Here is a 26,353-nt window from a genome sequence, read left to right as displayed (position 1 = left end):
TCACATCAATGGCGGGCATTTGTGTAGTGACAATCTGTCGAGGCGCGTGTAATTGCACGCCACAAGGTGGATTTCTAAAGGGGAAGTTGGGTGACCGACGGGGACCTGCAGGAGGGAGTGGAAATGAAACAGGACGTGGTTCTGTCGGAGGATTACACTCCGGCTGAAGACGAGCCGTTCATGAACGAACGGCAAGTGGAGTATTTTCGTCGCAAGCTGCTGACCTGGAAAAGCGAATTGCTCGAGGACAGCCGCGACACCATCGAAGGCCTTCAGGACGGCACGCGTGCCATCCCCGACGTGGCCGACCGCGCCAGCGAGGAAACCGACCGGGCGCTGGAACTGCGCACACGCGACCGCCAGCGCAAACTGGTCGCCAAGATCGACGCTGCGCTGCGCCGGATTGACGAGGGCGAATACGGCTATTGCGAAGTGACCGGCGAGCCGATCAGCCTCAAGCGTCTGGATGCGCGCCCGATCGCGACGATGAGCCTCGAGGCGCAAGAGCGCCACGAACGGCGCGAAAAGGTTCACCGCGACGACTGACCGCCGGGGAACCTAAGCGAGATCGAGACGCCGAGGCTTTTGCTTCGGCGTTTTCGCATTCAAAGGACCGTCATGGATATCGCGTCTCTCAACTGCATCGTTCTCGGCGGAGGCATCGGTGGGCTGACTACGGCGATCATGCTGCGCCGCGCGGGCGCCGCCGTGCGTGTTCTCGAACAAGCCCCTCGGATCACGGAAGTGGGTTCAGGGCTGCAGATCAGTCCCAACGGGTTCGTCGTACTCGAGAAGCTGGGCTTGGGCAGTGCACTGAGGGCCACATCCGTGCGCGGGCAGTCGGTACTTCTGCGCGACTACAAGGGGGCCGAGGTCGTGCGGCTTGATCTCGCACGGCTCCCTTGCGGAGACTACCATTTCGTGCACCGCGCCGACCTGATCCATATCCTGGAGCACGCGGCCCGCGCGGCCGGGGTTGAGATATGTCTGGATCATGGGGTGGCGTCCGTGAGCCCGGATCCCGCGCCCAAGGTGTCGCTGCGCGATGGCACGCCGCTGACATGCGACCTGCTTGTCGGCGCGGACGGGCTCCATTCGGTCGCGCGGCAGGCGCTCAACGGCACGTCCGCGCCTTTCTTCACCCGGCAGGTTGCCTGGCGCGCCGTGATCTTCGAAACCGGCGCCGACCCACAGGCGCAAGTTTTCATGGGCCCGCACCGGCATCTTGTCACCTATCCCCTGCGCGGCGGGCGTATGCGCAACCTCGTCGCTGTACAGGAACGGGCCCAGTGGCACGAGGAAAGCTGGACCGCCGAGGATGATCCGGACACGCTGCGCGGCGTCTTCGACGATTTCGGGCGCGACGCGAAGGATTTGCTCGAACGTGTGGAAAAAGTGCATCGGTGGGGGCTTTTCCGCCATCCAGTGGCCACAAAATGGCACTTGGGTGGCGTTGTGCTGGCCGGCGACGCAGCCCACCCGACGCTGCCTTTCATGGCTCAGGGGGCCAATATGGCGCTCGAGGATGCCTACGCGCTTGGCACCTGCCTGGACCAATGCGCTGATCTGGGCAGCGCGTTCGCGGCCTATCAAGACATGCGGTCCGATCGGGTGCGGCGGGTCGTCGCCGTGGCCGGCCGAAATGCATGGAAATACCATCTCGCCTTCCCACCGCTGCGCCGTGCCGCCCACGCGGCGCTGCGGGTCGGCGGGACGTTGATGCCTGGCCGCCTGGTGGGGCAATTCGACTGGATCTATGGCTATGATGTTACGGCTACAGATTGTGGCAAATGAGTCACGCCGCAAGGCTTGTCAACCTTGCGTTGAGCTGCTGCGTTAACCTCACCCGCCCTTAGAATTAGCGTTGTTTTACGAGCAGTAATGGTGAGGAAAGCAATGACTTATTCGTATGGTACCCTTGTGGGGGCTGTGGTGGTTTGCTTGCCGGCTGGCTTGCTGGCGCAGGAATTTCGTGGCGTGGGAACTTTGGGCTACGCCCACTCGTCCGTTTCCAATGGCGGTGGCGACATTTCCTCATTCACCTTGGACGGTGCAGGCTCCGTCAGCTTCGATAGCGGTGTCCATCTCGGCTTTGATGGAACGATTGCAAAAATCGACCCCGACGGAGCTGGTGATCTGGATACAATGGATCTCGGTCTGACACTCAATTACCAGTTCAACAACGGTGCCGTGGTTGGCGGTTATCTCGACCACGCTTCGTTGGACCCGACCGGTGCCGGAAGTCTCGATGTCACCTCTTACGGCTTGAGTGGTGGATATGTGACCAATCAGTTCGGTATCGAGCTTTTCCTTGGGGAATCTGAAACCTCGCCGAGCTTGCCTGCTGGCGCAGACTGGACAGATTACGGCGTAAATATTCGTTATGCGGCGTCGGAACAATTTCGAGTGGGCGGCCACTACATCAACTCCGAGCTTTCCGGCGGTGGTGGCAGCGTCGACATTGCCGCGTGGGGCCTTGGCGCCAGCTACTCCTTTGCGAATGGCTTGAGCGGTTTTGCCGGGGTGAACCATCTGGACATCAGCAACGTGAACGCGGACGCTACGACGTATGGCATCGGTGCAGGCTACAGCCTTGATCAGGTCATGAGTACCTCGGCAATGCTGTCGCTCGAACTGGCGCGGACCGACGTGTCCTTGGGCGCAGGAAGCGCAGATGTGGACACCGTGCGCCTTGGGGTCACAGTTCCTCTTGTCGGTGCCAACGCCGAACCTCCGCTCAACAGCGTTTCGCGCTCTGTCATGTCGCCGCGCCACAATGCAGTATCGACCGGGCTTGACGCGGCGTTCTGAACGCGGAGCGTTTCAAAAAGCTGCCAGAGGCATGCATGATATGCATGCCTCTGGCTTTCTCGCGGATCAAATATCCAGTTCGACCCAAACCGGAACATGGTCCGAGGGCTTCTCCCGTCCGCGGATATCCTTGTCGATACCCACGTCCACCAGGTGATCTGCCGCCTGCGGGCTTAGCAGAAAATGGTCGATGCGAATGCCGTCGTCCCTGTTCCACGCGCCAGCCTGGTAATCCCAGAACGTGTAATGACCCGGCCCGTGTACCCTAGCGCGGAAGGCCTCGGTAAACCCCATTGCCAGAAGTTCACGAAAGGCCGCCCGGCTTTGCGGCAGGGCCAGCGCGTCCTCGGCCCAGGCCTCCGGGTGCTTGGCGTCGTCGTCCTGCGGAATCACGTTGTAATCTCCCGCCATCAGGAAAGGTTCCTCGGAGGCAAGCAACTCGGTTGCACGGGCCTTCTGACGCTGCATCCAGGCCAGCTTGTAGTCGTATTTCGGACCCGGCGCCGGATTCCCGTTGGGCAGATATAGGCCGCACAATCGCACCGAAGAAACATCGCCCACGACCGTCGCCTCAATCCACCTTGCGTGATCGTCCTCGTCGTCGCCCGGCAGCCCCCGGGTGACGTCCTCCAGCGGCGGTTTGGATAGGATGGCGACGCCGTTGAAGCCCTTCTGACCGTGGGTTTCGACGTTATAGCCGCGGTCCTCGAATATCTCGCGCGGGAAACCCTCGTCGACCGTCTTGATCTCTTGCAACAGCGCGACGTCAGGTTGCGCGTCGTCGAGCCAGTCGGTCAGGGCGTTCAGACGCGCCTTGATCCCGTTGATGTTGAAACTGGCGATCTTCATCCGCGGCCTCCCGGTCATGGACGATCTATCGCCCAGCACGGCGACGGAGGCAAGCCGCCAACAGCATTTCATTAAGGATTTCCAGGTAGGGTGATTCGGCCTGATTTGGAAACAATCCATGAGTTATCCACAGTTTTGTTGCCTTGTGGAAAACAATTTTTTGCGTGCGCTGCAGAGCAGCGCACGCAAAAGCTGGCAAGGGCGCTTAAATTTCGTCGCCCAAAATAGTGACCTGTGGATAACTCGCTAACGGTGAAAAGTAGTTTGAAAATCCCGTTTTGCGTGCAACCGTTTTTGGTGTTGACCAAATTAGGAGACCACCAATGGTTGCAATTCGCAAAACTCGCCACGTCGAAAACTTCGCCGCCTCCAACGAGGCCAGCCTTCATGACGGCACCGCTGTCGAAGCGTTCACCTCGTCCCTACACGCCGCCGGCGATATGCTGGACGGCGCCGCAACCGAGATGTTCACCTCCAGCCTGGGTCCGGTCGCCGAGTCCAGCCGGATGACCGGTGACGCGGTCGAGGCTTTCACCTCCAGCCTCGCGCCCACGGTCTCGTCCCATGCGGGCACCGGAGACGCGGTCGAACTCTTCACGTCCAGCCTTGGCCCCGCACGGGCAGACCGCGCAGACGAAGGCGACGTTGTCGGCGCCTTCACGTCGAGCCTGTAAGGCCGACGGCGGAACGGAAACACGATACAAGGATATCACTACCATGGGATCCGTCGTCACACTTGATCTTCCGTTCCGCCAGACCACGCGGGAAGCGCGCCAAACCGCGTTATTGCACCGCTTCGCCGTCGAGCGTCGTTCGGACACCGATGTTTTTTGGCTCAAGGAAAACGCCGAAGTTCTAAACATCCTGTCCAGCACAAGCGCGGCTCTCCCGCGATTTGCTTTTGACCCTTTTGACACGCATTACCGCACGCTCGACCGACGCTTGGGGTTCTTCCCACAATATTACCGTTTCCTGCTGTCGCTTTGCCTCGATCTTGAAGATCTCGGCATGGAGGGTGAGACTGGTGCGCGAGCAGTCGAGTGGGTAGCCGCCGAACGGCTTGTCGCCACCGAATTGTCCGACCTTCAGCGGGCCGAGGCGCGGCGCCTCTGCCTGCGCCGTGGGATCGATCCGATCTCGCATGATACCGGGCTCGACGATCGCCTGCGCAGCTTTGGTTGCCGCAGCGCGACCTTTACGCTGCCGAACAAGAAGGCCGCCTACGAGCTTACCCATATCGCCTTCTACCTTTCAGAGTACGGAAGGAATCATCCAGACCTGCCCGACGCGTTCCTCGACAGCCTCCGGTTTGCAGGCACGGTCGCCTTTCTCGAGATGAACATCGACCTTCTTGCCGAAATCTGCATCGCGCTGCGCTTTGCCGGGCAAACCCCGCCCGACACATGGGAAAACTGGCTGGCAGCGCAGGCGCGGCATTTCGTGATCGAGGCCGACGCTACGGGTTGGATGTCGGACGACTACCATCCCTACCTGATGGTTCAATGGTTCCTATCCACTGCCGGACTTGGCGGGTTCGGCGCGATGCTGCCCGAAGGCGGTCTTCGCATCACCGCGCCAAGACCGCCCGTGGCCCCGCTGCGCGAGTTGTCTGAATGCATGTATCGTCTCGAAGGCGACCGCGTCGCCGACTGGTCTCTGATGCGCGCCCGCATCGACCCGCTCCTGACCTCCGAGGCTCGCGAGGTGGTCGAGGCCGCTGAGAAGGCCGTCGATTTCGACGCCTTCTTCCACGGCTTTTCCCGTGCCGCTGCCTCTCAAGGAATACCAGCATGATCGCCCGTGGCCGCGAGGCGGTCTTTTTGGGGGTGTCCCTGGCAGTGATCTACACGTTGCTGATCACAGGCGCTGATGCCATCACCAAGCTTTTTTCAACCAATTTTGCCGCCCCCCAGATGTTCGCGCTCTCCGGCGGTCTGGTCGCACTTTTTTGTCTTGCAGCGGGCCACAAATCCGCCGCCACACGCGTACTTGCCACCCGTTGCCCACGCATCATGGCCCTGCGCGCCGCCGCCACCGTCATCGGCACTTGCGCCTTCTTCTATGCGTTCAAGCTGCTGCCCTTCGCCGAGGTGTTCCTGTTTATCGCCATCATCCCGGTCCTCGCCGCGCTTCTGTCGCGGGTGATGCTGAAAGAAAGCGCGGGCGGGCAGGTCTGGGGCGCGATGATCCTGGGCGTCCTTGGGATGGCCGCGCTGTTTCAAGACGGCGTGGACAGTTTCGGGGCAGGCCATTTTGTTGCATTTCTTGCCGTTGCGATGGGGGCGGTTTCCATGGTCGCCTCGCGTTATATCGGCCAGCGAGACCCGGGTGGACTTCTGTCACAGGTTTTCTATCCGAACCTCGCGCTGATGGTCGTTATGAGCGCTGCCTTGCCCTTCGTATTCGTGCCGATGGGTTGGTTGGATGTGCTGTGGGTCGGCTATTACGCCGCGCTGCTGTTTGCCGCGCGCTGGGTTCTCGTGGCCGCGCTCAAACTGCTACCGGCTTACGTGGTCACGCCCTTAATGAACCTGCAGTTTCTCTGGATGGTCGCTATCGGATCGGTCGCGTTCGGCGAGCGGACCGGGGCAGGGGTGTTTCTTGGCGCAGCCCTAATGATCGCAGCCGGCGCATGGCTGGTCTGGGACCAGGTCCGTATCCACGCGCCGAAAACAGCCGTTCCTGCCGAATAGATCACATTGAAAAAGACGTCCCGCAGCCACAGGCGCTGGTCACGTTCGGGTTGTCGATGGTGAACCGGGCGCCGATCAGTTCCTCGGTGAAGTCGATCGTCGCCCCGGCCAAAAAGGGCAGGGACACGCTGTCGACGATGACTTTCTGACCATCGCCGCTTTCCAGAACAAGGTCATCACCCGTGGGTGCGTCCAGCTTGATGTCGTACTGAAAGCCCGAACACCCGCCGCCTTCGACGGCGACGCGCAGGGCCTGACCCTGTTCGCCGGCACCGATTTCAGCAAGGCGTTCATAAGCGCGTTGCGTCACTTTGGGGGGCATTTGCATCTGGCGATCCTCAAGGTTTCTTTGCCGTTCATCATGGAATATACGAACGCTGGGACAGGACGACAAGGAAACAGGCGATGCATACCCCTTATGCTTCGGATCCGGCAACGGCGCGCGCACGTCTATACGCCGAGGAAGAAAGCGCATTTCGGTCTTGTTATCAAAGGGATCGCGACCGGATCATCCATTCCAGCGCGTTTCGCCGTCTCAAGCACAAGACGCAAGTTTTCGTCGAGCACGAGGGCGATTATTTCCGCACCCGCCTCACACACTCGATCGAGGTGGCGCAAGTGGCCCGGACGATCGCCGGGGCGCTTGGCCTGAATGTCGAACTGACCGAGGCCGTGGCGTTGGCGCATGATTTGGGCCACACACCTTTCGGCCACACGGGCGAAGACGCGCTCGACACGCTGATGGCGCAGTATGGCGGGTTTGATCATAACGCGCAGGCCATTCGCATCGTCACCTCGCTGGAGCGGCATTATGCTGAGTTCGACGGCCTGAACCTAACATGGGACACGCTAGAAGGCATCGCCAAGCATAACGGTCCTGTCACGGGTGATCTGCCCTATGCGCTGGCCGACTATGATGCCCGCCACGACCTTGAACTCGACACATATGCCAGTGCCGAGGCGCAAGTGGCCGCACTTGCCGATGACGTAGCCTATAATAATCACGACCTGCATGACGGCCTGCGCGCAAAACTTTTCAGCGAAGACGACATTGCCGAGCTTCCCGTCGTCGGCGCGTGCTACAGCGAAGTGGATACGAAGTATCCTGGCCTCGATCCCTATCGCCGACGGCACGAGGCGCTGCGCCGGGTCTTTGGCGTCATGGTCACGGACGTGATCGAAACCTCGCACGCGCTTCTTCAGCGCGCCGCGCCGGCCAACGCTCAGGCAGTACGCGACCTTGGCCGTCCCGTGATCCGCTTTTCTGAACCGATGTGGTCTGATCTTCAGCAAATAAGGTCATTTCTTTTCAAGCGTATGTACCGTGCTCCTAAAGTGGTTGAGATGCGCAGGCGTGTCACGAATGTAGTCGAGGACCTGTTTCCGTTCTACATGTCACACCCCGACTTTCTTCCGCGGCGGTGGCGCCACGACGTGGCCCGCGCCCCCGATGAAACGGCGCTGGCGCGTTTGGTCGCCGACTATATCGCGGGGATGACGGACCGGTTCGCGCTCGAGGCTCATGCGCGGCTGCTGGGCGGCGACGCCGACGTGAGCGAGAGAAAGGGAATATAGCCGATGGCAACTGGCGGTACGGAGGGTGCGATCGACCCGGTCATGGCGGTCGCGCTGGTGGGGGCACTCGGCGTCGGAGCCCAATGGGTGGCGTGGCGACTGCGGATGCCGGCGATCGTGCTGATGCTGGCTGCGGGCCTCATCGCGGGGCCGATCCTCGGCATTTTTGATCCCGCGCGCGACATCGGCACGCTCATGGGACCTATGATTTCCATCGCCGTTGCAATCATTCTTTTTGAGGGCGGCCTGACGCTTGACTTCCACTCCCTTCGCGGGGCCGAGCAAGGGGTCAAGCGCCTGGTCCTTCTGGGCGCGCCCGTGGGCTGGATCGGCAGCGCTCTGGCGTTGCATTATGTGGGCGGTCTCAGCTGGGAAAGTTCCGCAGTCTTCGGCGGCATCATGATCGTCACAGGTCCCACCGTCATCGCACCGCTTTTGCGCCAGGCGCGTCTCAATCGTCGCCCCGCGCAGCTGTTGCAATGGGAAGCCATCGTCAACGATCCCATCGGCGCGCTTGCCGCCGTGCTGGCGTTCGAGGTTGTCGTCCTCACGGCCAGCGAGAGCAGCCTCGGCCTCGCGGCTTGGCAGATCATCCGTGGTATCGTCGTCGCGGGCGCGCTTGGCTGGGCCGGAGGTTGGGTTCTCAGCGAGGCTTTCCGCCGGGCGTACGTGCCGGAATACATGAAGGTGCCTGTGCTCTTCGCCATCCTGCTCGGAATCTTCGCGGTCACCGATTACATGCTTCACGAAAGTGGCCTTCTGGCGGTCACCGTCATGGGCGTAGTCATGGCCAACGCCAACCTGCCCAGCTATACCGAGCTGCGCCGCTTCAAAGAGCACGCGACGATCCTGTTGGTCTCGGGCGTGTTTATCCTCTTGGCTGCCAGCATGGATGTCGCAACACTCAAAAGGATCAACTGGAACGCGGCCGCAATGGTGGCGGTCGTGATCTTGCTGGTGCGCCCGCTGACTGTGCTGTTCTCGCTGGCCTTCACCAACATTCCCTTCCGCGAGCGACTGCTTGTCGGGCTGACCGGGCCGCGCGGCGTCGTGCTGGTCGCGGTCGCGGGTCTTTTTGGCGAGCGGCTTGTGGCCGAAGGGGTCGAGGACGCAGCCTTTCTCACCCCTTTCGCTTTTGCGCTGGTCGCCGCGACGGTGGTTCTGCACGGCTTCACGCTGGCTCCGCTGGCCCGCGCCATGGGACTGGCGGGCAAGGGGCAGCCGGGCGTTCTGCTGTCGGGGGGATCGCAATTCGCCACCTCCTTCGCCAAAACACTTCAGGACCTCGAGGTGCCGATCCTGATCACCGACACCAACCGCGCGCGCCTGCGCAGCGCACGCGAAGCCGGGTTGCCGACCTTCTTCGGCGACGTGCTGTCCGAGGCCGCCGAGCACAGCGCCGAGATCATGAAATACGGCGTCGTTCTCGCGCTCAGTGACAACGATGCCTACAACACGCTGGTCGCCACCGACCTCGCGCCGGAGTTCGGGCGCGAGAACGTCTACCAGCTTGGCCGCGCCAAGCAGGACAGCAAGCGTCACGCGCTTCCCGCCTCGCTGGGCGGGCGCGTCGTGGCGCAGGGCTATGGCTATACCGATTTGGCGAGCAGGATGGTCCAAGACTGGCAGGTCCGCGCCACCAACATGACCGACGACTTCACGATGGAGGACTGGTCAGCCCAGAACGAAGAAGGCATCCCCCTCGCCACGCACAGCCCGACCACCGGTCTGCGGTTCCTGTCCGAAACCTCGAAAGTCGAGACCGGCGGCGAGTTCAAGCTTCTTTGGCTCGGCCCGCCGCGCGAGGACAAGACACCCGAGGCGTCCGCCGAGACGGACAGCGCGGATTGACGCGACCGGCCCGGGTGATAAACCGGCGCCGAAACGAAGGATTGTCCGATGAACCTGTTTACCGAAATCCGCGCCTGTGTGCTTGCCGCTCTCGATACCATGCAGGGTCAGGGGCAACTGCCCGCCGGCCTTGAGATGTCGAACGTCACGGTCGAGCCGCCCCGCGATCCCGCGCATGGCGACATGGCCACCAACGCGGCGATGGTTCTGGCCAAGCCCTCTGGCCAAAAACCCCGCGATATCGCCGACACGCTGGCCGGTCTCTTGGCCGCCGATGACCGGATCGAGAGCGCCGAAGTGGCGGGACCGGGCTTTCTGAACCTGCGCCTGTCCGACACGCTCTGGCAGGACGTCCTGCGCGCCACGCTTGAGCGCGGCGAGGCCTATGGCCGGTCCGAGCTGGGCAGGGGCAAAAAGGTCAATGTCGAATACGTCTCGGCCAACCCGACCGGCCCTCTGCATGTGGGTCACACCCGCGGCGCAGTCTTCGGCGATGCGCTGGCCAGCCTGCTGGATTACGTGGGCTACGATGTCACCCGCGAATACTACATCAACGACGGCGGCGCGCAGGTCGACGTGCTCGCGCGCTCCGTCTACCTGCGGTATCTAGAGGCGCATGGCCAGGAAATCGCCTTCGAAGACGGCACCTATCCGGGCGACTACCTGATCGCGGTCGGTGAAGCGCTCAAGGCCAAGGTGGGCGACGCATATGTCGGCCAGACGGAGGCCGTCTGGCTGGAAGACGTCCGCGACTTTGCCACCGACGCGATGATGGATCTGATCCGCGAAGACCTGCGTGCTCTCGGTGTCCAGATGGACGTCTTCTACAGCGAGAAGTCCCTCTATGGCACGGGCCGGATCGAGCAGGCGCTTGACGCGCTGGAGGCCAAGGGTCTGATCTACGAAGGCGTGCTCGAGCCGCCCAAAGGCAAGAAGCCCGAAGATTGGGAGCCGCGCGAACAGACGCTCTTCAAATCCACCGAACATGGCGACGATGTCGATCGACCGGTCAAGAAATCCGACGGCAGCTGGACCTACTTCGCGCCCGACATCGCCTATCACTACGATAAGGTCGAGCGTGGCTTCGACGCGCTGATCGATGTCTTCGGCGCCGACCATGGCGGCTACGTCAAAAGGATGAAGGCGGCTGTCAGCGCGCTCACCGATGGCCGCGTGCCGCTCGACATCAAACTTACTCAGCTGGTCAAGCTCTACAAGGACGGCGAGCCGTTCAAGATGTCCAAGCGGGCAGGGACCTTCGTCACCCTGCGTGACGTTGTCGACCAGGTCGGTCCGGACGTGACCCGTTTCGTCATGCTGACCCGCAAGAACGACGCGCCGCTCGATTTCGACTTCGACAAGGTTCTGGAGCAATCCAAGGAAAACCCCGTCTTTTACGTGCAATACGCTCATGCGCGAGTGTCCTCCGTCATGCGCAAGGCGCGTGAGGCCGGGATTGATGTCGATGATACCACCCTGGCCGAAGCTGATCTCACTCTGCTTCAGGACAGTGCGCAGCTGGCCGTCGCCAAAAAAATCGCCGAATGGCCCCGCATGGTCGAGATCGCGGGCCGCACGAACGAGCCGCATCGCGTCGCCTTCTATCTCTACGACCTCGCCAGTGACCTGCACAGCCTTTGGAACCGGGGCAACGACCTGCCGGCGCTTCGCTTCCTCGACGAGACCGATATCGCCGGTTCGCAGGCGAAAATTGCGCTTGCGCGGGCCGTAACCGTTGTTATTTCCGCCGGTCTTGGTATCTTGGGCGTAACTCCGGCCGAAGAGATGCGGTAAGAAACCGTGCCAGCGCCGGGGACGTGGCAGTAATCCAACCCGGCGGCCAAGTATCGCCGGAGGTAGCGAGGCGAGCGATGGCACAGATGCATGGTGTCTCCGATGAAACGGGGACAGTTCGGCAGATATCAGTTCAGAAATTCACCAATATGGCAGGCGCGGCGATATCGCTGGCCCTCGTGATCGGGATCGGAGTCTGGGGTTACAAGATCCTCGCGCGCGATGTCAGCGGCGTGCCGGTGGTGCGCGTCGCCGAAGGCCCGATGCGTATTCAGCCCGAGAACCCCGGTGGCTCCACGGCTGAAAACCAGGGGCTTGCGGTCAATGACGTGGCCGCCGACGGCTCTGCGGCACAGCCGGCGGACCGGCTCGTTCTGGCACCGGAACCGCTGACACTCAGCCTGGAGGACACGCCTCAGGCAGACATTCCGGTTGCCGCTCCGGCAACAGGGGCCGAGGATGCAACAGAAGAAGTGGCTCCAATCGCCGAGTCCGAGGATGCCGTTGAAACCGACGAAGACGCAGCCACTCTGGCCGCTCTCAACACCTTGGCCGACGAATTGTCCGATGGTGTCGCCCCCCTGACTCCGGTTGCCCCTGCAACGGAAGACAGCACTGACAACGCCGCCCCCGACCCGGCGCCTGACGCCGAAGAAGAGACTGCGGCAGAGCCTGAAGAATCCACTGCCACACAGGTGACTGAAGGTCTTGGACGCTCATTGCGGCCCAGGGCGCGCCCCGCGCAGGTCAGCACTGTTGAGGATGCTGTCGCCGCAAGCGTCGCCGCGCAGGCCGCGCCCGAGATCAACCCCGACACCATCCCCGCCGGCACACGCATGGCCCAGCTCGGCGCCTTTGAAAGCGCCGCCATTGCAGAACAGCAATGGGGCAAGCTGTCGGACAAGTTCGCGGAATATCTCGACGATAAGCAGCGGGTGATCCAGAAAGCGCAAAGCGGTGGCCGTACCTTCTATCGCTTGCGGGCCATGGGCTTCGGCGACCTCAGCGATGCGCGTCGCTTCTGCTCGGCCCTCGTCGCCGAGAAGGCCGATTGCATCCCGGTGGTGACAAGGTGAGCACGCTTGGCGCCACGATCCTTGGCGTGGCCGGCACGGAACTGACGCTGGATGAGACCGCGCTCATCCGCGCGAGCCGTCCTTTCGGCTTCATTCTCTTTTCCCGTAATATCGACAACCCGGACCAGGTGCGGGCGCTCTGTGACAGCTTGCGCGAGGCGGCGGATCACAACGCCCCCATCTTGATCGACCAGGAGGGCGGGCGCGTCCAACGACTGCGCGGCCCGATCTGGCGCGAGTGGCTGCCGCCGCTGGAACAGGTCGAACTGGCCGGAAACCACGCCGAACAGGCTATGTATGCGCGCTACCGCATCATCGCGCACGAACTGATCGAACTGGGCATAGACGCCAATTGCGCGCCGTTGGTCGACGTCGCCGGGCACCAAACGCACCCGTTCCTGAAGAACCGCTGCTATGGAACTGATCCCGATACGGTGGCGAAGGTTGGCCGCGCCGTGGCCAACGCGCATCTGGACGGCGGCGTATTGCCAGTGGTAAAACACATCCCCGGCCACGGCCGCGCCGTCGTGGACAGCCATTTCGACCTGCCTGTCGTCGACACCGATATTGACACCCTCGCCGAGATCGATTTTCGTCCCTTCGCCGCTCTCAACGATCTGCCGATGGGTATGACCGCGCATCTTGTCTATGAGGCCTGCGATGCAGCGCCCGCGACGACCTCGCACCGAATGATGCAACTGATCCGCGACCGGATCGGTTTTGACGGCCTGATCATGACAGACGACATATCGATGAAAGCGCTCAAGGGCGATCTTGCCACGCTGTCGCGGCAGTCGATCGAAGCGGGCTGCGACGTGATCCTGCATTGCAACGGCACATTCGACGAGATGAAGGCGGTCACTGACGCTACCGGCACGCTGGCCGCCGCCGCCCTGCGGCGGGCCGAAACTGCCCTAGCGGCGCGGAAAACCCCAACAACGGTTGACATTCCTGCGCTTGAGGCAAAGCTTGCCGAACTGCTACACGGCCAGGGCAATGTCTGAAGATACATTCGAAGAAATGGGGCAAGTCGAAAGCGTGAGCGACCGCATGGCGGCCGAGGCTCTGATCGTCGACGTGGATGGCTACGAGGGGCCACTTGACCTGCTGCTGACACTGAGCCGCACGCAGAAGGTCGATCTGCGCAAGATTTCCGTGCTTCAGCTGGCCGAACAATACCTCGCCTTTGTCGAACGCGCCAAGGCGCTACGGTTAGAACTGGCGGCCGATTACCTTGTGATGGCTGCCTGGCTGGCCTTTCTCAAATCCCGCCTCCTGCTGCCGCCTGACCCCACCGAAGAGGGACCCTCGGGCGAGGAGCTTGCCGCACACCTCGCCTTCCAGCTGGAGCGTTTGCAAGCCATGCGCGAGGCCTCCGCTCGGCTGATGGGCCGTGACCAGCTTGGCCGCGATTTCTTTGCCCGTGGCCTACCCGAGGACGTCACGCGCATTCGCCGCGTGCAATACACCGCCACGCTGCTCGACCTGATGCAGGGCTACGCGCGCATTCGCACAAGGGATGAGTTTCGCCCATACGCGTTTGACCGCGAGGCGCTTTTCACCTTGGAACAGGCGCTGGAAAGAATGCGCGGCCTGATCGGCTTTGCCGGCACATGGACTGATATCGCATCCTATCTGCCCGATGGCTTCACCGCCGATCCGGCGCGCCGCCGCTCGGCGACTGCCTCGACCTTTGCCGCCGCGCTTGAACTGACAAAGGAGGGCAAGGTCGAACTGCGCCAGTCCGAGGTTTTCGCGCCGCTGGAATTGCGGCGTAAAGGATAAGAGGCCCATGTCGGACGAAACCGAACAACACGCACCGGAGGAAGAAAGCCTGTTCGAGGCCCCGCCAATGGCCGAGCAGGAGCGCATGTGCGAGGCGATCCTCTTTGCCACAGCGGAACCGATTTCCGCCAAGGAAATCGAGGCTCGCATGCCGCATGGCTGCGACGCTGCCGAGGCGTTGGTGCACCTGCGCAAACGCTACGAAGGGCGGGGAGTGAATCTGGTCAAGGTTGGCGACGCCTGGGCCATGCGCACGGCACCCGACCTCGGCTTCCTTATGCAAAAAGAAACGGTCGAGACCCGCAAGCTCAGCCGCGCCGCTATCGAAACGCTGGCCATCATCGCGTATCACCAGCCCGTCACCCGCGCCGAGATCGAGGAAATCCGTGGCGTCAGCGTCAGCCGCGGCACGGTGGATCAGCTTCTGGAAATGGAGTGGATTCGCTTCGGACGCCGCAAAATGACGCCGGGACGGCCCGTGACCTTCGTGGTTACACCGCATTTCCTTGACCACTTCGGCCTGGAAAACGCCCGCGACCTGCCGGGACTCAAGGAATTGCGCGCAGCCGGCCTGCTGGAAAATCGTCCTCCACCCGGAGACATGCCGCAGATGGGGGAAGGCGATGAAGACCTGAACGAAGAAACTGAAGAGGGCCAAACCGAGCTATTCGAGGATTGAGACGCGGTATTTCGGTCAAAGCGCCCTGAAAATTTCACCTTTCCGTGCTACATCATGGAAAACGCACAGGACGAGGAGAACGCAATGAACGCCAACCGTATCATCAACATGGTCATTCGCATGGTCATGAATCGTCTGATCCGCTCGGGCGTGAATGCCGGCATCGACAAGTTCTCGCAGCGCGGCAAGACCCCCCCTGACGGTCAGGGCGCCGCGGATCCGCAGCAAAAGCATCAAACGGCAGAGACGCAGAAGCGTATGCGCCAGTCGATGCGTGTCGCGCGCAAGGTCGGAAAGTTCTAGGCCGCCCGGAAATGCTTTGACAGCTTGAGCCCCTGGCCCTGATAATTTGACGCAATGCCCGCGCCGTAGAGCTGCTCGGGCACTTCGTCCATCTGCTCGTACACCAGCCGCCCGACGGTCTGCCCGTGTTCCAGCACGAACGGGGCCTCGTGACAGCGCACCTCCAGCACCCCGCGCGATCCTGCACCGCCGGCCGCGTCATGGCCGAACCCGGGGTCGAAGAATCCCGCGTAATGCACCCGGAATTCACCCACCATCGCCAGGTAGGGCGCCATCTCGGCGGCATAGGCAGGCGGAATATGCACCGCCTCCCGGCTTACCAGGATGTAAAACGCTCCCGGGTCAAGAATGATGCGGCCCGTGTCGCTATGCACTTCTTCCCAGTAATCAGCGGCGTCATAGCCTGCGATATTGTCCAGGTCGATCACGCCCGTGTGAGGCTTGGCGCGATAGCCCACCAGCGTACCGTCCTCGGGCTTCAGATCAACTGAAAATCCCAGCCCGTCGCTTATCACCGGCGCCGCGTCCACCAGCGGGCTTTCGGCATGCAGCGCGCTCAGAGCGGCATCGTTCAAAACCGCCTGGCCGGACCGGAACCTGATCTGATTCAGGCGCATGCCGGGCCGCACCAGCACCGAAAAGGACCGCGGGCAGATCTCGGCATAAAGCGGCCCGGTATAACCGGCTGGAACACGGTCGAACTCTTCGCCGCCATCGGTAATCGTGCGCGTCAGAAGGTCCAGCCGCCCGGTCGAGGATTTGGCATTCGCTACCGCATGGATATCAGAAGGCAGGTCCAGCCGCTCCATCAGCGGCACGACATACACACAGCCCTTTTCAAGCACCGCGCCGTCCGACAGGTCGATCCGGTGCATCTCGAATTCCTTCAGCCGGTCCTCGACCTTCGCACCGGACCCGGCAAGGAACGACGCCCTGACCCGGTACGCCGTTTTGCCAAGCCGCAAATCCAAGGATGCGGGCTGCACTTGTTCGTCCGTGATCGCCGGCTGTGCCGAAAGACGGCCGTCCAGGATCATCGCCTTCAGTTGCTGGCTGGCCAGAACGCCGGTCATGCAATCCTCCTCCCACGCGTCATCGCAGCGCATGTCTTGCTCCGATGCGCGGAAAAAAGGCCTGTGGTACGCGAAGAATTGGTCGGGCTAGCAGGACTCGAACCTGCGACCTTCCGTCCCCCAGACGGACGCGCTACCAGGCTGCGCCATAGCCCGACGTCTGGCCGTACATACTGGTTTTCGCGCCAAGGACAAGGGGGAAATTCCAGATTCACGCGCTACTCTCTGGGCGTTGAACCCGTCGTCGCGCGGAGCCGGGACAGCAGGCCTTCGAGACTGGTAATCGTTTCGGGCGTCAGCGGTCTTTGTACCCGTGCCAGCATCGACAGAACGCCCGGATCGAAGTCGAGGCCGTCGTCAGGGTCGTCGGGCACATCTACCTTGATCGGTTGCGGCGCGGGCGGCTCGGCGCTGACAGGCTCCGGTTCGGCGGCAGGGCCGTCCACGGTGCCGGACGCCGCCGAGGCTTCAGTCGAGGCATTCCGCCGTTGCAGAAAGCTTGGCAGAGGCGGGGCGTCTTCTTGCGGCGACTCTGCCTCTGTTTTCGGTTCCTTCTCCGGTTCGGGCTCGGCTTCGGCCTTGTTCCGGCTGAAGGTCAACGGGTTTTCGTCGCTTGCGCTCTTGGGTGTCACGGACGGTGGTGTCTCGGCCCCTGCCACCGGAGGATCGGGCCGCGGCGGTAGGCTTGAGGCGACCGGCGCGGGCTCGGGCGCGGCACTTGGCGTAAGAGGTGCGGGGTCGGGCACGGAGCCCGGCGATTTCTGTTGCGGGGGTGCGTCCGACCTAGGCACAGACGCGGGCGGGGCAGGGCGCGCCACCGCGTCCGTCGCTTCCGGCAGAGCTTCAGGCGAGGTGGTGTCCGCCACGGGATCAGGCGTCTCTGCTGCGGGCGCATCCTCGACATGATCTATGACGACGTCATCCGCCGCATCGCCCAGCGGTTGGGAAAACTCCGAAACATGGCCAACGCCCTGTTCACGCAGCATCTTCTGCACGCCCTTGATGGTCATGCCATCGTCATGCAGCAGTTTCTTGATGCCGCCCAGAAGCTTCATGTCGGCGGGACGGTAGTACCGCCGACCACCGGCGCGCTTCACCGGCTTCACCTGGCTGAACTTGCTTTCCCAGAATCGAAGCACGTGCGCCGGAGTTTCAAGCCAGTCGGCGACCTCACTTATGGTCCGGAACGCGTCGGCGGATTTGCCCATCGGCGAGCCCTCAGGCCTTGTTGCCTGCCGCCACCCGGTCCTTCATCAGGTGCGACGGGCGGAATGTCAGAACACGCCGTGGGTTGATCGGGACTTCTTCCCCGGTCTTCGGGTTGCGCCCCACGCGGGCAGACTTGTCGCGAACAGAAAAGGTACCGAAGGACGAGATCTTGACCTGCTCGCCGCGCACCAAAGCGTCCGACATATGCTCCAAAACGCTTTCGACCAGTTGGGCGGAATCGTTGCGTGACAGACCCACTTCGCGAAACACTGCTTCGCTCAGGTCCATCCGTGTCACAGTATCGTTTGTCATCACATCCCCTTTGTCGTTTGCGAAGAACTTTAGGGGGGAAGAATTTTCCGAGTCAATGTCAATGACTTGGAAGGTAGAGTTTAAGCGGAAAAATCGCGCTTTGTTCCGGCATTCACCAGCGCAGAACCACAGCACCCCAGGCCAAGCCGCCACCGATCGCCTCTGAAACTATCACGTCGCCACGTTTGATCTTGCCCTCTGCCACGCCCACCGAAAGCGCCAGCGGGATCGATGCGGCCGATGTGTTGCCGTGATCCTGCACCGTCACGACGACCCGGTCCATGGGGACCTCAAGTTTCTTCGCGGTACCCTGGATGATCCGGATGTTGGCCTGGTGCGGCACGATCCAGTCGACATCGTCATCGCTCAGCGCGGCCTTCTCAAGGGCGGCTTCGGCGGTGGTGGTCAGCTTTTCCACGGCCTGCCTGAACAGCAGGTTGCCCTGCATCTTCAGCTTGCCCGAGGTGCCGGTCGACGACACGCCCCCGTCCACATACAGCATGTCGAGGTAGCGCCCGTCCGAATTGAGGTCGGTCGACAGGATGCCACGGTCTTGTGATGTGCCGTCGGCCTCGGAGGCACTCAGTACCACTGCGCCAGCGCCGTCACCGAAAAGAACGCAGGTGGAGCGGTCGGTCCAGTCCATGATCCGGCTGAACGTTTCGGCCCCGATGACCAGCAAGCGCTTGGCCTGGCCCGACACGATCAGCGCGTTGGCATTTGCCAGCGCATAGATGAACCCGGCACAGACAGCCTGAACGTCAAAGCCGAAGCCGCGTGTCATACCCAATTCTTTTTGGATCATGGTGGCAACCGAGGGAAAGGTCAGGTCCGGGGTCGAGGTGGCAACGAGAATGCCGTCGATATCGTCCGGCCCAACCCCTGCGTCCGCCATCGCAGCAAGCGCGGCGCGAGCGCCAAGGTCAGATGTGGTCTGGTCCTCGGCGGCGAAATGGCGGCGTTCTATTCCCGACCGACTCCGGATCCATTCATCGGACGTTTCGAGAAACGTCTCGAAATGCGAATTCGGCACCACTCGCTCAGGAAGGTAGTGACCGACACCGTCTACAACGGCGCGAATCGTCATGCCTGTTCACCGCTAATGTCGGGTTCGTTATCGGCATCCTGTTCAAGCATCGTTGCAGATGCAACCCGTGCCGCCAGTTTTTCGGTGAAGCCGGTATCGGCCAGCTCGAATGCCAGCTTGACGGCGGCGGAAATCCCCGTCGCATCGGCGGATCCGTGCGACTTTACGACAGTTCCGTTGAGGCCCAGAAAGACGCCGCCATTGGCCCGGCTGGGGTCGATCCGCTTGCCCATCCGCCGAAGCGAGGTCAGCGCAAGGATCGAGGCGAGCCGCGACAGCGGCGTGTGCGCAAAGGCTTCCTTGAGCAACTCGCGAATAAGCTTTGCCGTGCCTTCGCCGGTCTTCAGCGCCACGTTGCCCGTGAACCCGTCGGTCACGATCACGTCGCAGACAGTGCCGGGCAGATCGCGCCCCTCGACGAAGCCAACGAACTCGAAATCGCCGTTCCGCGCGTTGCCTTCGATCAGGTCATAGGCCTCGCGCAGTTCCGCGCGGCCCTTGTGCTCTTCGGTGCCCACATTCAAGAGCCCGACGCGCGGCCGCTCAAGGCCAAAGCCGTTGCGGGCATAGGACGTGCCCATCAGCGCGTATTGCATCAGGTCCTTGGCATCGGCCCGGATATCGGCGCCGCCGTCCAGCATGATGTTGTGCCGCTGCGGGTTCTGCGACGGCCACAGCACCGCGATGGCAGGGCGGTAGATCCCCGGAAGCTTGCGCAGGCGAATGACCGACATCAGCATCAGCGCGCCGGTATTGCCGCACGACACGCAAACGCTCGCCTCGCCGTTGCGCACGGATTCCAGCGCCGACCACATCGAGGTGTCCTTGCCCTGGCGCAGCGCCTGGCTCGGCTTGTCCTCCATCTCGACCACGTCGCCCGCGTTGCGAATCTCGCAGCGCCCGGCCAGGTGCTTGCGCTTGGCCACCAGCGGTTTCAGCACATCCTCGGGTCCGTGCAGGATGAACCCGATCCGGTCGTTTTTCTTTGCGGACAAGGAAATCCCGGCAACGACGGTTGCCGGGCCAAGATCGCCACCCATGGCGTCTACGGAAATAAGGATGCGCCCGCTTGTCTTGCTGTCGGCCGATGCCGTCATTGGACGCGTCCCTTGATGCCGCCGTTCAGGCTGCGTCTTCGTCCAGGTCGACCTCGTCATCCAAAGCGATGACTTCGCGATCCGCGTAGTGACCACAGGCGACGCACACGTGATGCGGGCGCTTCAGTTCACCGCAGTTCGGACACTCGTTCGGGTTCGCACCCTCCAGCGAGTCATGCGCCCGGCGATTGTTGCGGCGCGATTTCGATACTTTGTTCTGTTGGACGGCCATGTCACAACCTCAAATCTTGTGGGCCTTTCGGCCCGGTTTCATACGTTGACGCGGCTCTTAATCCCTGAAGAGCCAAGCGTGCAACCCTAAATCCGGTGAGAGCGCGAAAATACAAGGAAATCGCTTGCTGTCCAGCGATTCTTTCGGGCTCTCAGTCGTTGTCTTTCAACTGTTCCTTGAGCTTTGCCAACGCTGCGAACGGCTTGGCATCCGCGTCCGTCAGCGGGGTCACGCCAGGGGGCGCATACCGAGCGGTTCCCAGCTCCTGCCCGGTGCTGCGCGGGTATGCGGGCAGGGCCAGCGCGATGGCCTCCTGCATTAAGGCCGACAGGTCGATATGATCGGTCAGAGGGTCGATTGTCTCGTCCTCGGGCATTTCGACCTCTTCCTGATCCGTGTCGACCCCGGGCCAGTCCTTGCGGAACTTGCGGGTGACCGGTTCTTCGATGCGACTGGTGACCGGGTCCAATGTCACGACGCAAGACTGCACCACCGTTGCGCCCAACCGCGCTTCCAGCCGCCAGTTCTCGCCGTCGTCGGGATGCATCGCGCCCTCGAACACGGCCTTTTTCAGCGACAATATCCCAAGACCTTCGGCCATCCGCGCCATTGTGGCGGGATCGGGCTCGATCCGAAACGGATGCGGTCGGTTCATCGACATCTGTGTCAGATGCAGCACGGTCGTATTTTCTGTCTTTCCGGTCATGGGCGTATGACCTATCCTTTCTTGAACCTTACCGCTACCTTGTTGTATCGGAATAAAAGGGCAATGGGGACCCGTTCAAGAGGCGAAGAGGGGTGGCATGAGAATCTGGTTTGCCAAGATGGGGGTCATGATGTGCCTGTCCGTGGCGCTCGCGGCCTGTACGCCGACCTATCGCAACCACGGGTATATTCCGCTTCAGGAAGATTTGAACAACCTTCAGGTGGGTGTGGACACCCGCGAAACCGTTGACGACGTGGTCGGCCCGCCGTCCTCGGCCGGCATGCTCAGCGGCGGCGATTACTACTATGTTCGCAGCCGGGTAAAAGAGGTCGGCATGTACCGCCCCGAGGTGATCGAGCGTCAGGTCCTGGCTATCAGCTTCGCCCCGAACGACACCATCGCCAATATCGAGACCTTCTCGCTGGCCGACGGCAATATCGTGCCGCTGACCCGCCGCGTGACCGATTCCTCGGTGGTCAGCAACGGCTTCCTGCGTCAGCTTCTGGGCAACTTCGGCAATGTCGATCCGGGCGAGTTTTTCTGATACCCGGCGTCATTCGCCTGTCACATGCTTCATGCTAAGCGGTTCGCACATATATATCGTCTAGGCGACCGTCACAGATGAGGCTGACATGTTGAGCAAGGGACGCTACCGGACGCGAACGGCCGAAAGCGCGGCCGATATCGAAGCGGCGCAACGCCTGCGGCAACTGGCCTTCAAGGGCACCGAGGCGACCGGGGCGCTCGACCAGGATAGCTTTGACGACATCTGCACGCATATCCTCGTCGAGGACACGACGGACAATCGCCTGATCTGCAGTTTCAGGATGCTGCCCCTCAATGGCGGTGACGAGATCGAGCGCAGCTATTCCGCCCAGTTCTACGAGCTGTCCGCGCTGCGCGCCTTCCCTGGACGCATGGTCGAGATGGGCCGATTCTGCATCCATCCCGAGGCGCGCGACCCCGATATCCTGCGCGTGGCCTGGGCCGCAATGACCCGTTATGTCGATGAAAACGAGGTCGAGCTGCTCTTCGGCTGCTCTTCTTTCAAGGGCACCGACGCCGACACTTATCTAGACGCGTTCGCCATGCTCAAAGACCACCACCTTGCGCCGCGACGCTGGCTGCCGCGGGTCAAGGCGCCTTCGGTCTTTCGCTTCGCCCAGGCCCTGCGCTTGCGCAAGCCCGACACCAAACAGGCGATGCTGCGGATGCCGCCGCTCTTGCGCACTTACCTGGTGATGGGGGGCTGGGTCAGCGATCACGCGGTTGTGGACCGGCAGATGAATACTTTGCACGTTTTCACCGGGCTCGAGATCAACGCCATCCCAGCCGCACGCAAGCGCCTGCTGCGGGCCGTTGCGGGCTAGCCCGTCGTCGCTTGACGCCATACCTTGCGCGGGATAGCGCTGCGCCATGGCGCGTGCACCCCTTCTTCAACTCTCCGACATCTCCCTGACCTTCGGCGGAGCGCCGATCTTTGACGACCTGTCGCTGGTCGTCCAACCCGGCGACCGCGTGGCACTGGTGGGCCGCAACGGCTCAGGCAAGTCGACCTTGATGAAAGTTATCGCCGGCCTCGTTGAACCTGATCGCGGCACCCGTGTGCTGCATCCCGACACCTCCGTAGGCTACATGGAGCAGGAGCCGGACATGACCGGCTTCGACACGCTCGGGGCCTTCGCCGCCGACGGGCTGGACGTGGCCGAACACTTCCGGATCGAAATGGCCGCCGAGGGCCTCAAGTTCGATCCAGACCGCCCCGTCGCCACCGCCTCGGGTGGCGAGCGGCGCCGCGCTGCGCTGGCCAAGCTGATGGCACAGGCGCCTGATCTCATGCTTCTGGACGAGCCGACCAACCACCTCGACATCGAAGCTATAGCTTGGCTCGAACAACAACTGCGCGAAACCCGCGCAGGCTATATCCTCATCTCCCACGACCGCGCCTTCCTGCGCGCGCTCACCCGCGCAACGCTCTGGATCGACCGCGGCGCCACGCGGCGCCAGGAGAAGGGATTCGAAGATTTCGAATCCTGGCGCGACAAGGTCTGGGAGGAAGAAGACCAGGCCCGACACAAGCTCAACCGCAAGATCGCCGAAGAGGCCCGTTGGGCGGTCGAGGGCATCTCGGCCCGGCGCAAGCGCAACCAGGGCCGCGTGCGCAACCTCCAGGCCCTCCGGGCCGAGCGCGCCTCGCAGATCAAGCGGCAGGGCACGGCCGCCATGGCGCTGTCCAGCGGCCCGCAATCGGGCCGCAAGGTGATCGAGGCGCTTGACGTCTCTAAGAGCTTCGAGGGCGCGCCAATCGTGCGCGACTTCTCCCTTACCATCCAGCGCAAGGACCGTGTTGCCTTCATAGGTCCCAACGGCGTCGGCAAGACGACGCTGCTGAACCTCCTGATGAAATCGCTCGAGCCCGACATGGGCGAGGTGCGCCACGGCACCAATCTCGTGCCTGTCGTCTTTGACCAGGCCCGCGCCCAGCTCGACCCGGACATGACCCTCTGGGACAACCTGACCGGCGATCCCGACATGCGCGTCTCGGGGCAGGCCGACCAGGTCATGGTGCGCGGCACACCGCGCCATGTGGTGGGATATCTCAAGGATTTTCTCTTTGATGAACGCCAGGTTCGTGCCCCGGTCCGCTCGCTGTCTGGAGGCGAGAAAGCCCGCCTCCTGCTGGCCAAGCTGATGGCTCGGGACAGCAACCTTCTGGTGCTGGACGAGCCGACCAACGATCTGGACATCGAAACGCTGGACCTGCTTCAGGAACTGCTCGATGACTACGATGGCACCGTCCTTCTGGTTAGCCACGACCGGGATTTCCTCGACCGCGTGGCCACCACCACGGTCGCCATGGAAGGGCGCGGCCGGCAGACCGTCTACGCCGGCGGCTGGACCGATTACATGGCGCAGCGCGTTCCGCCTGACGCCCCAACGGAGAGAAAGCCCGCCAAACCGGCGCCGGCCGCGCCCGCACCGTCAAAAACGGCGGAACCTGCCAAGTCCCGCAAACCCAAACTCAGCTTCAAGGATCAGCACCGGCTCGACACGCTGCCGAATGAGATCGCGCGACTCGAAGCCGAGATCGCCAAGTTGGAAGAACTGTTGTCCGATCCTGATCTTTTCACCCGCGAGCCGGTCAAATTCGCCAAGGCAACCGAGGGACTCAGCTCGCGCCAGACCGCGCTGGAAGAAGCGGAGGAAGAATGGCTCATACTGGCAGAAAAGGCCGAGGACGCAGGCTGAGCGTGGCTCACTCGTTGACGGATTTCCCGCCAACCTTCATGTCGCTCTTTTCCATCCATTGCTGCAACGTGGCTTCCATCTGTTCCGCATTGCGGCTGTCGATGGCCTGCCGCAGCGATTGCAGCGCATTGGCCATCTCGATCTCGGACAAGTGCTTTTCCTGGGCCCGTAGGATTTTAGGGTGCGGCGTGGTCAGCATGTCGGAACCGATCAGCAATTCCTCGTGCAGCTTCTCGCCCGGGCGCAGGCCGGTCACCTCGATCTCGATATCGCCGCCGGGGTTTTCCGCATCGCGCACCGTGTGGCCGGCGTTCTCGATCATCCGCCGGGCCAGCTCGTAAATCGGCACCGGCTTGCCCATGTCCAGCACGAAGACGTCACCGCCCCGTGCAAAGGATCCTGTCAGCAGGACCAGCCGCACTGCCTCTGGGATGGTCATGAAATACCGCGTCACGTCCTGGTGGGTCAGTGTCACCGGGCCGCCGCGTGCGATCTGCTCTTGGAACAGCGGGATGACCGACCCGGAAGAGCCCAGCACGTTGCCGAACCGCACCATGGAAAACCGCGTCTTGGTCGAACGTGTCGCCAGATCCTGGACCGCCAGTTCGGCGAAGCGTTTGGACGCCCCCATGATCGAAGACGGGCGTACCGCCTTGTCCGTCGACACAAGGATGAACCGTTCCACGCCAAGGCGCATTGCCACGTTGGCGACGATTCGCGTCCCGAAGACGTTGTTGCGGATGCCTTCCAGCGCGTTCTGTTCTACCATCGGCACATGCTTGTAGGCTGCTGCATGCAACACGATGTCGATTTTGTGGGACCGCATGACATCGGCCATGTGGTTTTCCTCGGTCACGCTGCCCAAGATCGGAATCACCGTTGCCTCGGGCATGATCGCGCAAAGCTCGCGGTGCGTGTCGAACAGTGCCAGTTCACTATGGTCCAGCAGCACCAGCTTGGTGGGCTGGCACGTCAGAAGCTGGCGCGACAGTTCCGACCCGATGGAGCCACCGGCGCCGGTGACCAGGACATTGCGGTTGCGATAGGTGTCGTATACGCCCGGCAGGTCATCGTCGAACCCCGCACGCCCCAGAAGGGTGTTCACATCCACCGGTTTCGTTTCCGCAAGACTGGATCCCGAGGTGGCGACAAGGTCCGCGAAGGACGGCATCGCATGGACCTCGCAAGAGGTGTTGGCCAGGCGCTTGATAATGCTCGACTGCACCGCGCGGTTGGCACTTGGCATGGCCAGCACCACACGCTTGACCTGGTAACGCTGGATCAGGTTCTCCAGATCGCCGGGCGAATATGTGCGCAGTCCCGCAATCGTGATTCCCTGAAGACGCAGATCGTCATCCACGAAGGCCACGGGCGCCACCGCATCGTCGACCGTCAGCGCGGTCGCCAGTTGCTGACCGGTCTGGCCCGCCCCGTATATGATGATCGGCAGCCGCGCGTTGCCGCGCCGGTAGACCGACAGAAGCACCTGCCGCAGGACCAACCTGGAAGAGATCGACAGGATGAGGAACAACATTCCCATGACCACATAAAGCGGCGCCGGGAAGACCATGTTCAGAAAGACGTAAGATGCGAACACGCCCGTGCCGATCACGACGCAAGCCACCAGCGCCGATTCCACTACGCCCTGCATCTGATAGGCGTTCAGCTTGATCTTGTGCAGCCCTTTCAGAAGGATCAGCGCCACACCGGTGCACGTCACCAAGGCAATGCTCAGCAGGAAAGCGTGAATGTTCGCGCCAATCGCGTCAGTTCCCAGAAGCAGGACGCCGGCAACGACGTGCGACAGGACGATCAGTATGCTGTCAATAGCCAGAAGGATTTTTTGTTTTTGATGACGGGAAAGCGAAATCGCCAACTTGTAAAGCATCAAGCCCCGCCTCTCATAATCGTTGGATGTAAACACTTCAAATTACAAACCTCATCCAACACACATTAACCTTGAGCAGAACCA

At 62.1% G+C, this 26,353-nt stretch carries 27 protein-coding genes and 1 tRNA gene; 17 read left to right on the top strand and 11 right to left on the bottom strand.

Annotated features, from left to right (window positions below; genetic code table 11):
* Nucleotides 1-123 precede the first annotated feature (123 nt).
* From dksA to FIU86_RS09515, 3 genes are all read left to right on the top strand, one after another.
* Complete coding sequence (dksA, locus tag FIU86_RS09525; protein WP_057790282.1) at nucleotides 124-546, top strand: RNA polymerase-binding protein DksA; 423 nt, start codon at nucleotides 124-126, stop codon at nucleotides 544-546.
* A gap of 72 nt (nucleotides 547-618) precedes the next feature.
* On the top strand, nucleotides 619-1,794 hold the full coding sequence (locus tag FIU86_RS09520; RefSeq protein WP_152474865.1) for an FAD-dependent monooxygenase: 1,176 nt from the start codon (nucleotides 619-621) through the stop codon (nucleotides 1,792-1,794).
* Nucleotides 1,795-1,896: 102 nt separating this feature from the next.
* Nucleotides 1,897-2,811, top strand: coding sequence for a porin (locus FIU86_RS09515; protein WP_172977480.1), 915 nt, complete (start codon nucleotides 1,897-1,899; stop codon nucleotides 2,809-2,811).
* 66 nt (nucleotides 2,812-2,877) lie between these two features.
* Here FIU86_RS09515 and xth read toward each other — a convergent pair whose 3' ends face one another.
* Nucleotides 2,878-3,660 (bottom strand): exodeoxyribonuclease III, encoded by a 783-nt coding sequence (gene xth, locus FIU86_RS09510; RefSeq protein ID WP_152477063.1) that lies wholly within the window; start codon nucleotides 3,658-3,660, stop codon nucleotides 2,878-2,880.
* 323 nt (nucleotides 3,661-3,983) lie between these two features.
* On the opposite strand from xth, the gene FIU86_RS09505 reads away from it, so the two are divergent.
* Genes FIU86_RS09505 through FIU86_RS09495 form a run of 3 tightly spaced genes read left to right on the top strand, consistent with a single transcriptional unit; the run spans nucleotide 3,984 to nucleotide 6,353 of the window.
* The gene (locus FIU86_RS09505) at nucleotides 3,984-4,334 is read left to right on the top strand and encodes a DUF6749 family protein (protein WP_152474863.1); all 351 of its coding nucleotides are present in this window, start codon (nucleotides 3,984-3,986) and stop codon (nucleotides 4,332-4,334) included.
* Nucleotides 4,335-4,377: 43 nt separating this feature from the next.
* On the top strand, nucleotides 4,378-5,454 hold the full coding sequence (locus FIU86_RS09500) for a hypothetical protein (protein ID WP_152474862.1): 1,077 nt from the start codon (nucleotides 4,378-4,380) through the stop codon (nucleotides 5,452-5,454).
* Entirely contained in the window at nucleotides 5,451-6,353 is a 903-nt protein-coding gene (locus tag FIU86_RS09495; protein WP_152474861.1) for a DMT family transporter, read from the top strand. Before FIU86_RS09500 ends, FIU86_RS09495 begins: the two co-directional genes overlap by 4 nt.
* 1 nt (nucleotide 6,354) lies before the next feature.
* On the opposite strand, the gene FIU86_RS09490 is transcribed toward FIU86_RS09495, so the two are convergent.
* Entirely contained in the window at nucleotides 6,355-6,681 is a 327-nt protein-coding gene (locus FIU86_RS09490) for an iron-sulfur cluster assembly accessory protein (protein ID WP_152474860.1), read from the bottom strand.
* Nucleotides 6,682-6,758: 77 nt separating this feature from the next.
* On the opposite strand from FIU86_RS09490, the gene FIU86_RS09485 reads away from it, so the two are divergent.
* From FIU86_RS09485 to FIU86_RS09450, 8 genes are all read left to right on the top strand, one after another.
* The gene (locus FIU86_RS09485; protein WP_152474859.1) at nucleotides 6,759-7,928 is read left to right on the top strand and encodes a deoxyguanosinetriphosphate triphosphohydrolase; all 1,170 of its coding nucleotides are present in this window, start codon (nucleotides 6,759-6,761) and stop codon (nucleotides 7,926-7,928) included.
* A 3-nt stretch (nucleotides 7,929-7,931) separates the two neighbouring features.
* Nucleotides 7,932-9,779, top strand: a complete 1,848-nt coding sequence (locus FIU86_RS09480; RefSeq protein ID WP_152474858.1) for a sodium:proton antiporter — start codon at nucleotides 7,932-7,934, stop codon at nucleotides 9,777-9,779.
* Between the two features lie 48 nt (nucleotides 9,780-9,827).
* Nucleotides 9,828-11,573, top strand: coding sequence for an arginine--tRNA ligase (argS, locus tag FIU86_RS09475; RefSeq protein ID WP_152474857.1), 1,746 nt, complete (start codon nucleotides 9,828-9,830; stop codon nucleotides 11,571-11,573).
* A gap of 77 nt (nucleotides 11,574-11,650) precedes the next feature.
* Entirely contained in the window at nucleotides 11,651-12,649 is a 999-nt protein-coding gene (locus FIU86_RS09470) for an SPOR domain-containing protein (RefSeq protein ID WP_152474856.1), read from the top strand.
* A complete protein-coding gene (nagZ, locus tag FIU86_RS09465) occupies nucleotides 12,646-13,653 on the top strand; it encodes a beta-N-acetylhexosaminidase (protein ID WP_254703986.1) in 1,008 nt (335 codons plus the stop codon). Before FIU86_RS09470 ends, nagZ begins: the two co-directional genes overlap by 4 nt.
* Nucleotides 13,646-14,434, top strand: coding sequence for a ScpA family protein (locus tag FIU86_RS09460; protein ID WP_172977479.1), 789 nt, complete (start codon nucleotides 13,646-13,648; stop codon nucleotides 14,432-14,434). Before nagZ ends, FIU86_RS09460 begins: the two co-directional genes overlap by 8 nt.
* A 7-nt stretch (nucleotides 14,435-14,441) precedes the next feature.
* Complete coding sequence (gene scpB, locus FIU86_RS09455) at nucleotides 14,442-15,113, top strand: SMC-Scp complex subunit ScpB (protein WP_152474854.1); 672 nt, start codon at nucleotides 14,442-14,444, stop codon at nucleotides 15,111-15,113.
* Nucleotides 15,114-15,197: 84 nt separating this feature from the next.
* Complete coding sequence (locus FIU86_RS09450) at nucleotides 15,198-15,416, top strand: hypothetical protein (RefSeq protein ID WP_172977478.1); 219 nt, start codon at nucleotides 15,198-15,200, stop codon at nucleotides 15,414-15,416.
* Here FIU86_RS09450 and FIU86_RS09445 read toward each other — a convergent pair.
* From FIU86_RS09445 to FIU86_RS09410, 8 genes are all read right to left on the bottom strand, one after another.
* Nucleotides 15,413-16,489 carry a 2'-deoxycytidine 5'-triphosphate deaminase gene (locus FIU86_RS09445; protein WP_152477059.1) on the bottom strand — a complete coding sequence of 359 codons (1,077 nt, stop codon included), beginning with the start codon at nucleotides 16,487-16,489 and terminating at the stop codon, nucleotides 15,413-15,415. The two genes, FIU86_RS09450 and FIU86_RS09445, sit on opposite strands and share 4 nt — an antisense overlap.
* Before the next feature lie 79 nt (nucleotides 16,490-16,568).
* Nucleotides 16,569-16,645, bottom strand: a tRNA-Pro gene (locus tag FIU86_RS09440).
* Between the two features lie 62 nt (nucleotides 16,646-16,707).
* Nucleotides 16,708-17,697 (bottom strand): MerR family transcriptional regulator, encoded by a 990-nt coding sequence (locus tag FIU86_RS09435; RefSeq protein WP_152474852.1) that lies wholly within the window; start codon nucleotides 17,695-17,697, stop codon nucleotides 16,708-16,710.
* A 10-nt stretch (nucleotides 17,698-17,707) separates the two neighbouring features.
* Nucleotides 17,708-18,010 (bottom strand): integration host factor subunit alpha, encoded by a 303-nt coding sequence (gene ihfA / locus FIU86_RS09430; protein ID WP_057789467.1) that lies wholly within the window; start codon nucleotides 18,008-18,010, stop codon nucleotides 17,708-17,710.
* A gap of 112 nt (nucleotides 18,011-18,122) precedes the next feature.
* Nucleotides 18,123-19,097: a beta-ketoacyl-ACP synthase III gene (locus tag FIU86_RS09425; protein ID WP_152474851.1), complete on the bottom strand. Its 975-nt coding sequence runs from the start codon at nucleotides 19,095-19,097 to the stop codon at nucleotides 18,123-18,125.
* The gene (plsX, locus tag FIU86_RS09420; RefSeq protein ID WP_152474850.1) at nucleotides 19,094-20,194 is read right to left on the bottom strand and encodes a phosphate acyltransferase PlsX; all 1,101 of its coding nucleotides are present in this window, start codon (nucleotides 20,192-20,194) and stop codon (nucleotides 19,094-19,096) included. Before plsX ends, FIU86_RS09425 begins: the two co-directional genes overlap by 4 nt.
* Nucleotides 20,195-20,219: 25 nt before the next feature.
* Nucleotides 20,220-20,426 (bottom strand): 50S ribosomal protein L32, encoded by a 207-nt coding sequence (gene rpmF / locus FIU86_RS09415; RefSeq protein WP_057789461.1) that lies wholly within the window; start codon nucleotides 20,424-20,426, stop codon nucleotides 20,220-20,222.
* A gap of 151 nt (nucleotides 20,427-20,577) precedes the next feature.
* Nucleotides 20,578-21,132 (bottom strand): DUF177 domain-containing protein, encoded by a 555-nt coding sequence (locus tag FIU86_RS09410; protein ID WP_254703985.1) that lies wholly within the window; start codon nucleotides 21,130-21,132, stop codon nucleotides 20,578-20,580.
* Nucleotides 21,133-21,229: 97 nt separating this feature from the next.
* Between FIU86_RS09410 and FIU86_RS09405 the strand changes: the two genes are divergently transcribed.
* The 3 genes from FIU86_RS09405 to FIU86_RS09395 all read left to right on the top strand — a co-directional run bounded on the left by FIU86_RS09405 (nucleotide 21,230) and on the right by FIU86_RS09395 (nucleotide 24,381).
* Entirely contained in the window at nucleotides 21,230-21,676 is a 447-nt protein-coding gene (locus FIU86_RS09405; RefSeq protein ID WP_152474849.1) for an outer membrane protein assembly factor BamE, read from the top strand.
* Nucleotides 21,677-21,764: 88 nt separating this feature from the next.
* Nucleotides 21,765-22,502: a GNAT family N-acetyltransferase gene (locus FIU86_RS09400; RefSeq protein WP_152474848.1), complete on the top strand. Its 738-nt coding sequence runs from the start codon at nucleotides 21,765-21,767 to the stop codon at nucleotides 22,500-22,502.
* A gap of 46 nt (nucleotides 22,503-22,548) precedes the next feature.
* The gene (locus tag FIU86_RS09395) at nucleotides 22,549-24,381 is read left to right on the top strand and encodes an ABC-F family ATP-binding cassette domain-containing protein (protein ID WP_152474847.1); all 1,833 of its coding nucleotides are present in this window, start codon (nucleotides 22,549-22,551) and stop codon (nucleotides 24,379-24,381) included.
* A 7-nt stretch (nucleotides 24,382-24,388) separates the two neighbouring features.
* On the opposite strand, the gene FIU86_RS09390 is transcribed toward FIU86_RS09395, so the two are convergent.
* Nucleotides 24,389-26,269: a nucleoside-diphosphate sugar epimerase/dehydratase gene (locus FIU86_RS09390; protein WP_152474846.1), complete on the bottom strand. Its 1,881-nt coding sequence runs from the start codon at nucleotides 26,267-26,269 to the stop codon at nucleotides 24,389-24,391.
* Nucleotides 26,270-26,353: the final 84 nt, after the last annotated feature.

Origin of the sequence: Roseovarius sp. THAF9, assembly GCF_009363715.1 — a bacterium.
Lineage (GTDB): Bacteria > Pseudomonadota > Alphaproteobacteria > Rhodobacterales > Rhodobacteraceae > Roseovarius.
This window is presented reverse-complemented; position numbering and strand designations above follow the sequence as displayed.

Excerpts from the sequence above, each read along its gene's own strand:
- dksA (WP_057790282.1), top strand. The coding sequence starts at position 124 with ATGAAACAGGACGTGGTTCTGTCGGAGGATTACACTCCGGCTGAAGAC.
- FIU86_RS09520 (WP_152474865.1), top strand. The coding sequence starts at position 619 with ATGGATATCGCGTCTCTCAACTGCATCGTTCTCGGCGGAGGCATCGGT.
- FIU86_RS09515 (WP_172977480.1), top strand. The coding sequence starts at position 1,897 with ATGACTTATTCGTATGGTACCCTTGTGGGGGCTGTGGTGGTTTGCTTG.
- xth (WP_152477063.1), bottom strand. The coding sequence starts at position 3,660 with ATGAAGATCGCCAGTTTCAACATCAACGGGATCAAGGCGCGTCTGAAC.
- FIU86_RS09505 (WP_152474863.1), top strand. The coding sequence starts at position 3,984 with ATGGTTGCAATTCGCAAAACTCGCCACGTCGAAAACTTCGCCGCCTCC.
- FIU86_RS09500 (WP_152474862.1), top strand. The coding sequence starts at position 4,378 with ATGGGATCCGTCGTCACACTTGATCTTCCGTTCCGCCAGACCACGCGG.
- FIU86_RS09495 (WP_152474861.1), top strand. The coding sequence starts at position 5,451 with ATGATCGCCCGTGGCCGCGAGGCGGTCTTTTTGGGGGTGTCCCTGGCA.
- FIU86_RS09490 (WP_152474860.1), bottom strand. The coding sequence starts at position 6,681 with ATGCAAATGCCCCCCAAAGTGACGCAACGCGCTTATGAACGCCTTGCT.
- FIU86_RS09485 (WP_152474859.1), top strand. The coding sequence starts at position 6,759 with ATGCATACCCCTTATGCTTCGGATCCGGCAACGGCGCGCGCACGTCTA.
- FIU86_RS09480 (WP_152474858.1), top strand. The coding sequence starts at position 7,932 with ATGGCAACTGGCGGTACGGAGGGTGCGATCGACCCGGTCATGGCGGTC.
- argS (WP_152474857.1), top strand. The coding sequence starts at position 9,828 with ATGAACCTGTTTACCGAAATCCGCGCCTGTGTGCTTGCCGCTCTCGAT.
- FIU86_RS09470 (WP_152474856.1), top strand. The coding sequence starts at position 11,651 with ATGGCACAGATGCATGGTGTCTCCGATGAAACGGGGACAGTTCGGCAG.
- FIU86_RS09460 (WP_172977479.1), top strand. The coding sequence starts at position 13,646 with ATGTCTGAAGATACATTCGAAGAAATGGGGCAAGTCGAAAGCGTGAGC.
- scpB (WP_152474854.1), top strand. The coding sequence starts at position 14,442 with ATGTCGGACGAAACCGAACAACACGCACCGGAGGAAGAAAGCCTGTTC.
- FIU86_RS09450 (WP_172977478.1), top strand. The coding sequence starts at position 15,198 with ATGAACGCCAACCGTATCATCAACATGGTCATTCGCATGGTCATGAAT.
- FIU86_RS09445 (WP_152477059.1), bottom strand. The coding sequence starts at position 16,489 with ATGACCGGCGTTCTGGCCAGCCAGCAACTGAAGGCGATGATCCTGGAC.
- FIU86_RS09435 (WP_152474852.1), bottom strand. The coding sequence starts at position 17,697 with ATGGGCAAATCCGCCGACGCGTTCCGGACCATAAGTGAGGTCGCCGAC.
- ihfA (WP_057789467.1), bottom strand. The coding sequence starts at position 18,010 with ATGACAAACGATACTGTGACACGGATGGACCTGAGCGAAGCAGTGTTT.
- FIU86_RS09425 (WP_152474851.1), bottom strand. The coding sequence starts at position 19,097 with ATGACGATTCGCGCCGTTGTAGACGGTGTCGGTCACTACCTTCCTGAG.
- plsX (WP_152474850.1), bottom strand. The coding sequence starts at position 20,194 with ATGACGGCATCGGCCGACAGCAAGACAAGCGGGCGCATCCTTATTTCC.
- rpmF (WP_057789461.1), bottom strand. The coding sequence starts at position 20,426 with ATGGCCGTCCAACAGAACAAAGTATCGAAATCGCGCCGCAACAATCGC.
- FIU86_RS09410 (WP_254703985.1), bottom strand. The coding sequence starts at position 21,132 with ATGACCGGAAAGACAGAAAATACGACCGTGCTGCATCTGACACAGATG.
- FIU86_RS09405 (WP_152474849.1), top strand. The coding sequence starts at position 21,230 with ATGAGAATCTGGTTTGCCAAGATGGGGGTCATGATGTGCCTGTCCGTG.
- FIU86_RS09400 (WP_152474848.1), top strand. The coding sequence starts at position 21,765 with ATGTTGAGCAAGGGACGCTACCGGACGCGAACGGCCGAAAGCGCGGCC.
- FIU86_RS09395 (WP_152474847.1), top strand. The coding sequence starts at position 22,549 with ATGGCGCGTGCACCCCTTCTTCAACTCTCCGACATCTCCCTGACCTTC.
- FIU86_RS09390 (WP_152474846.1), bottom strand. The coding sequence starts at position 26,269 with ATGCTTTACAAGTTGGCGATTTCGCTTTCCCGTCATCAAAAACAAAAA.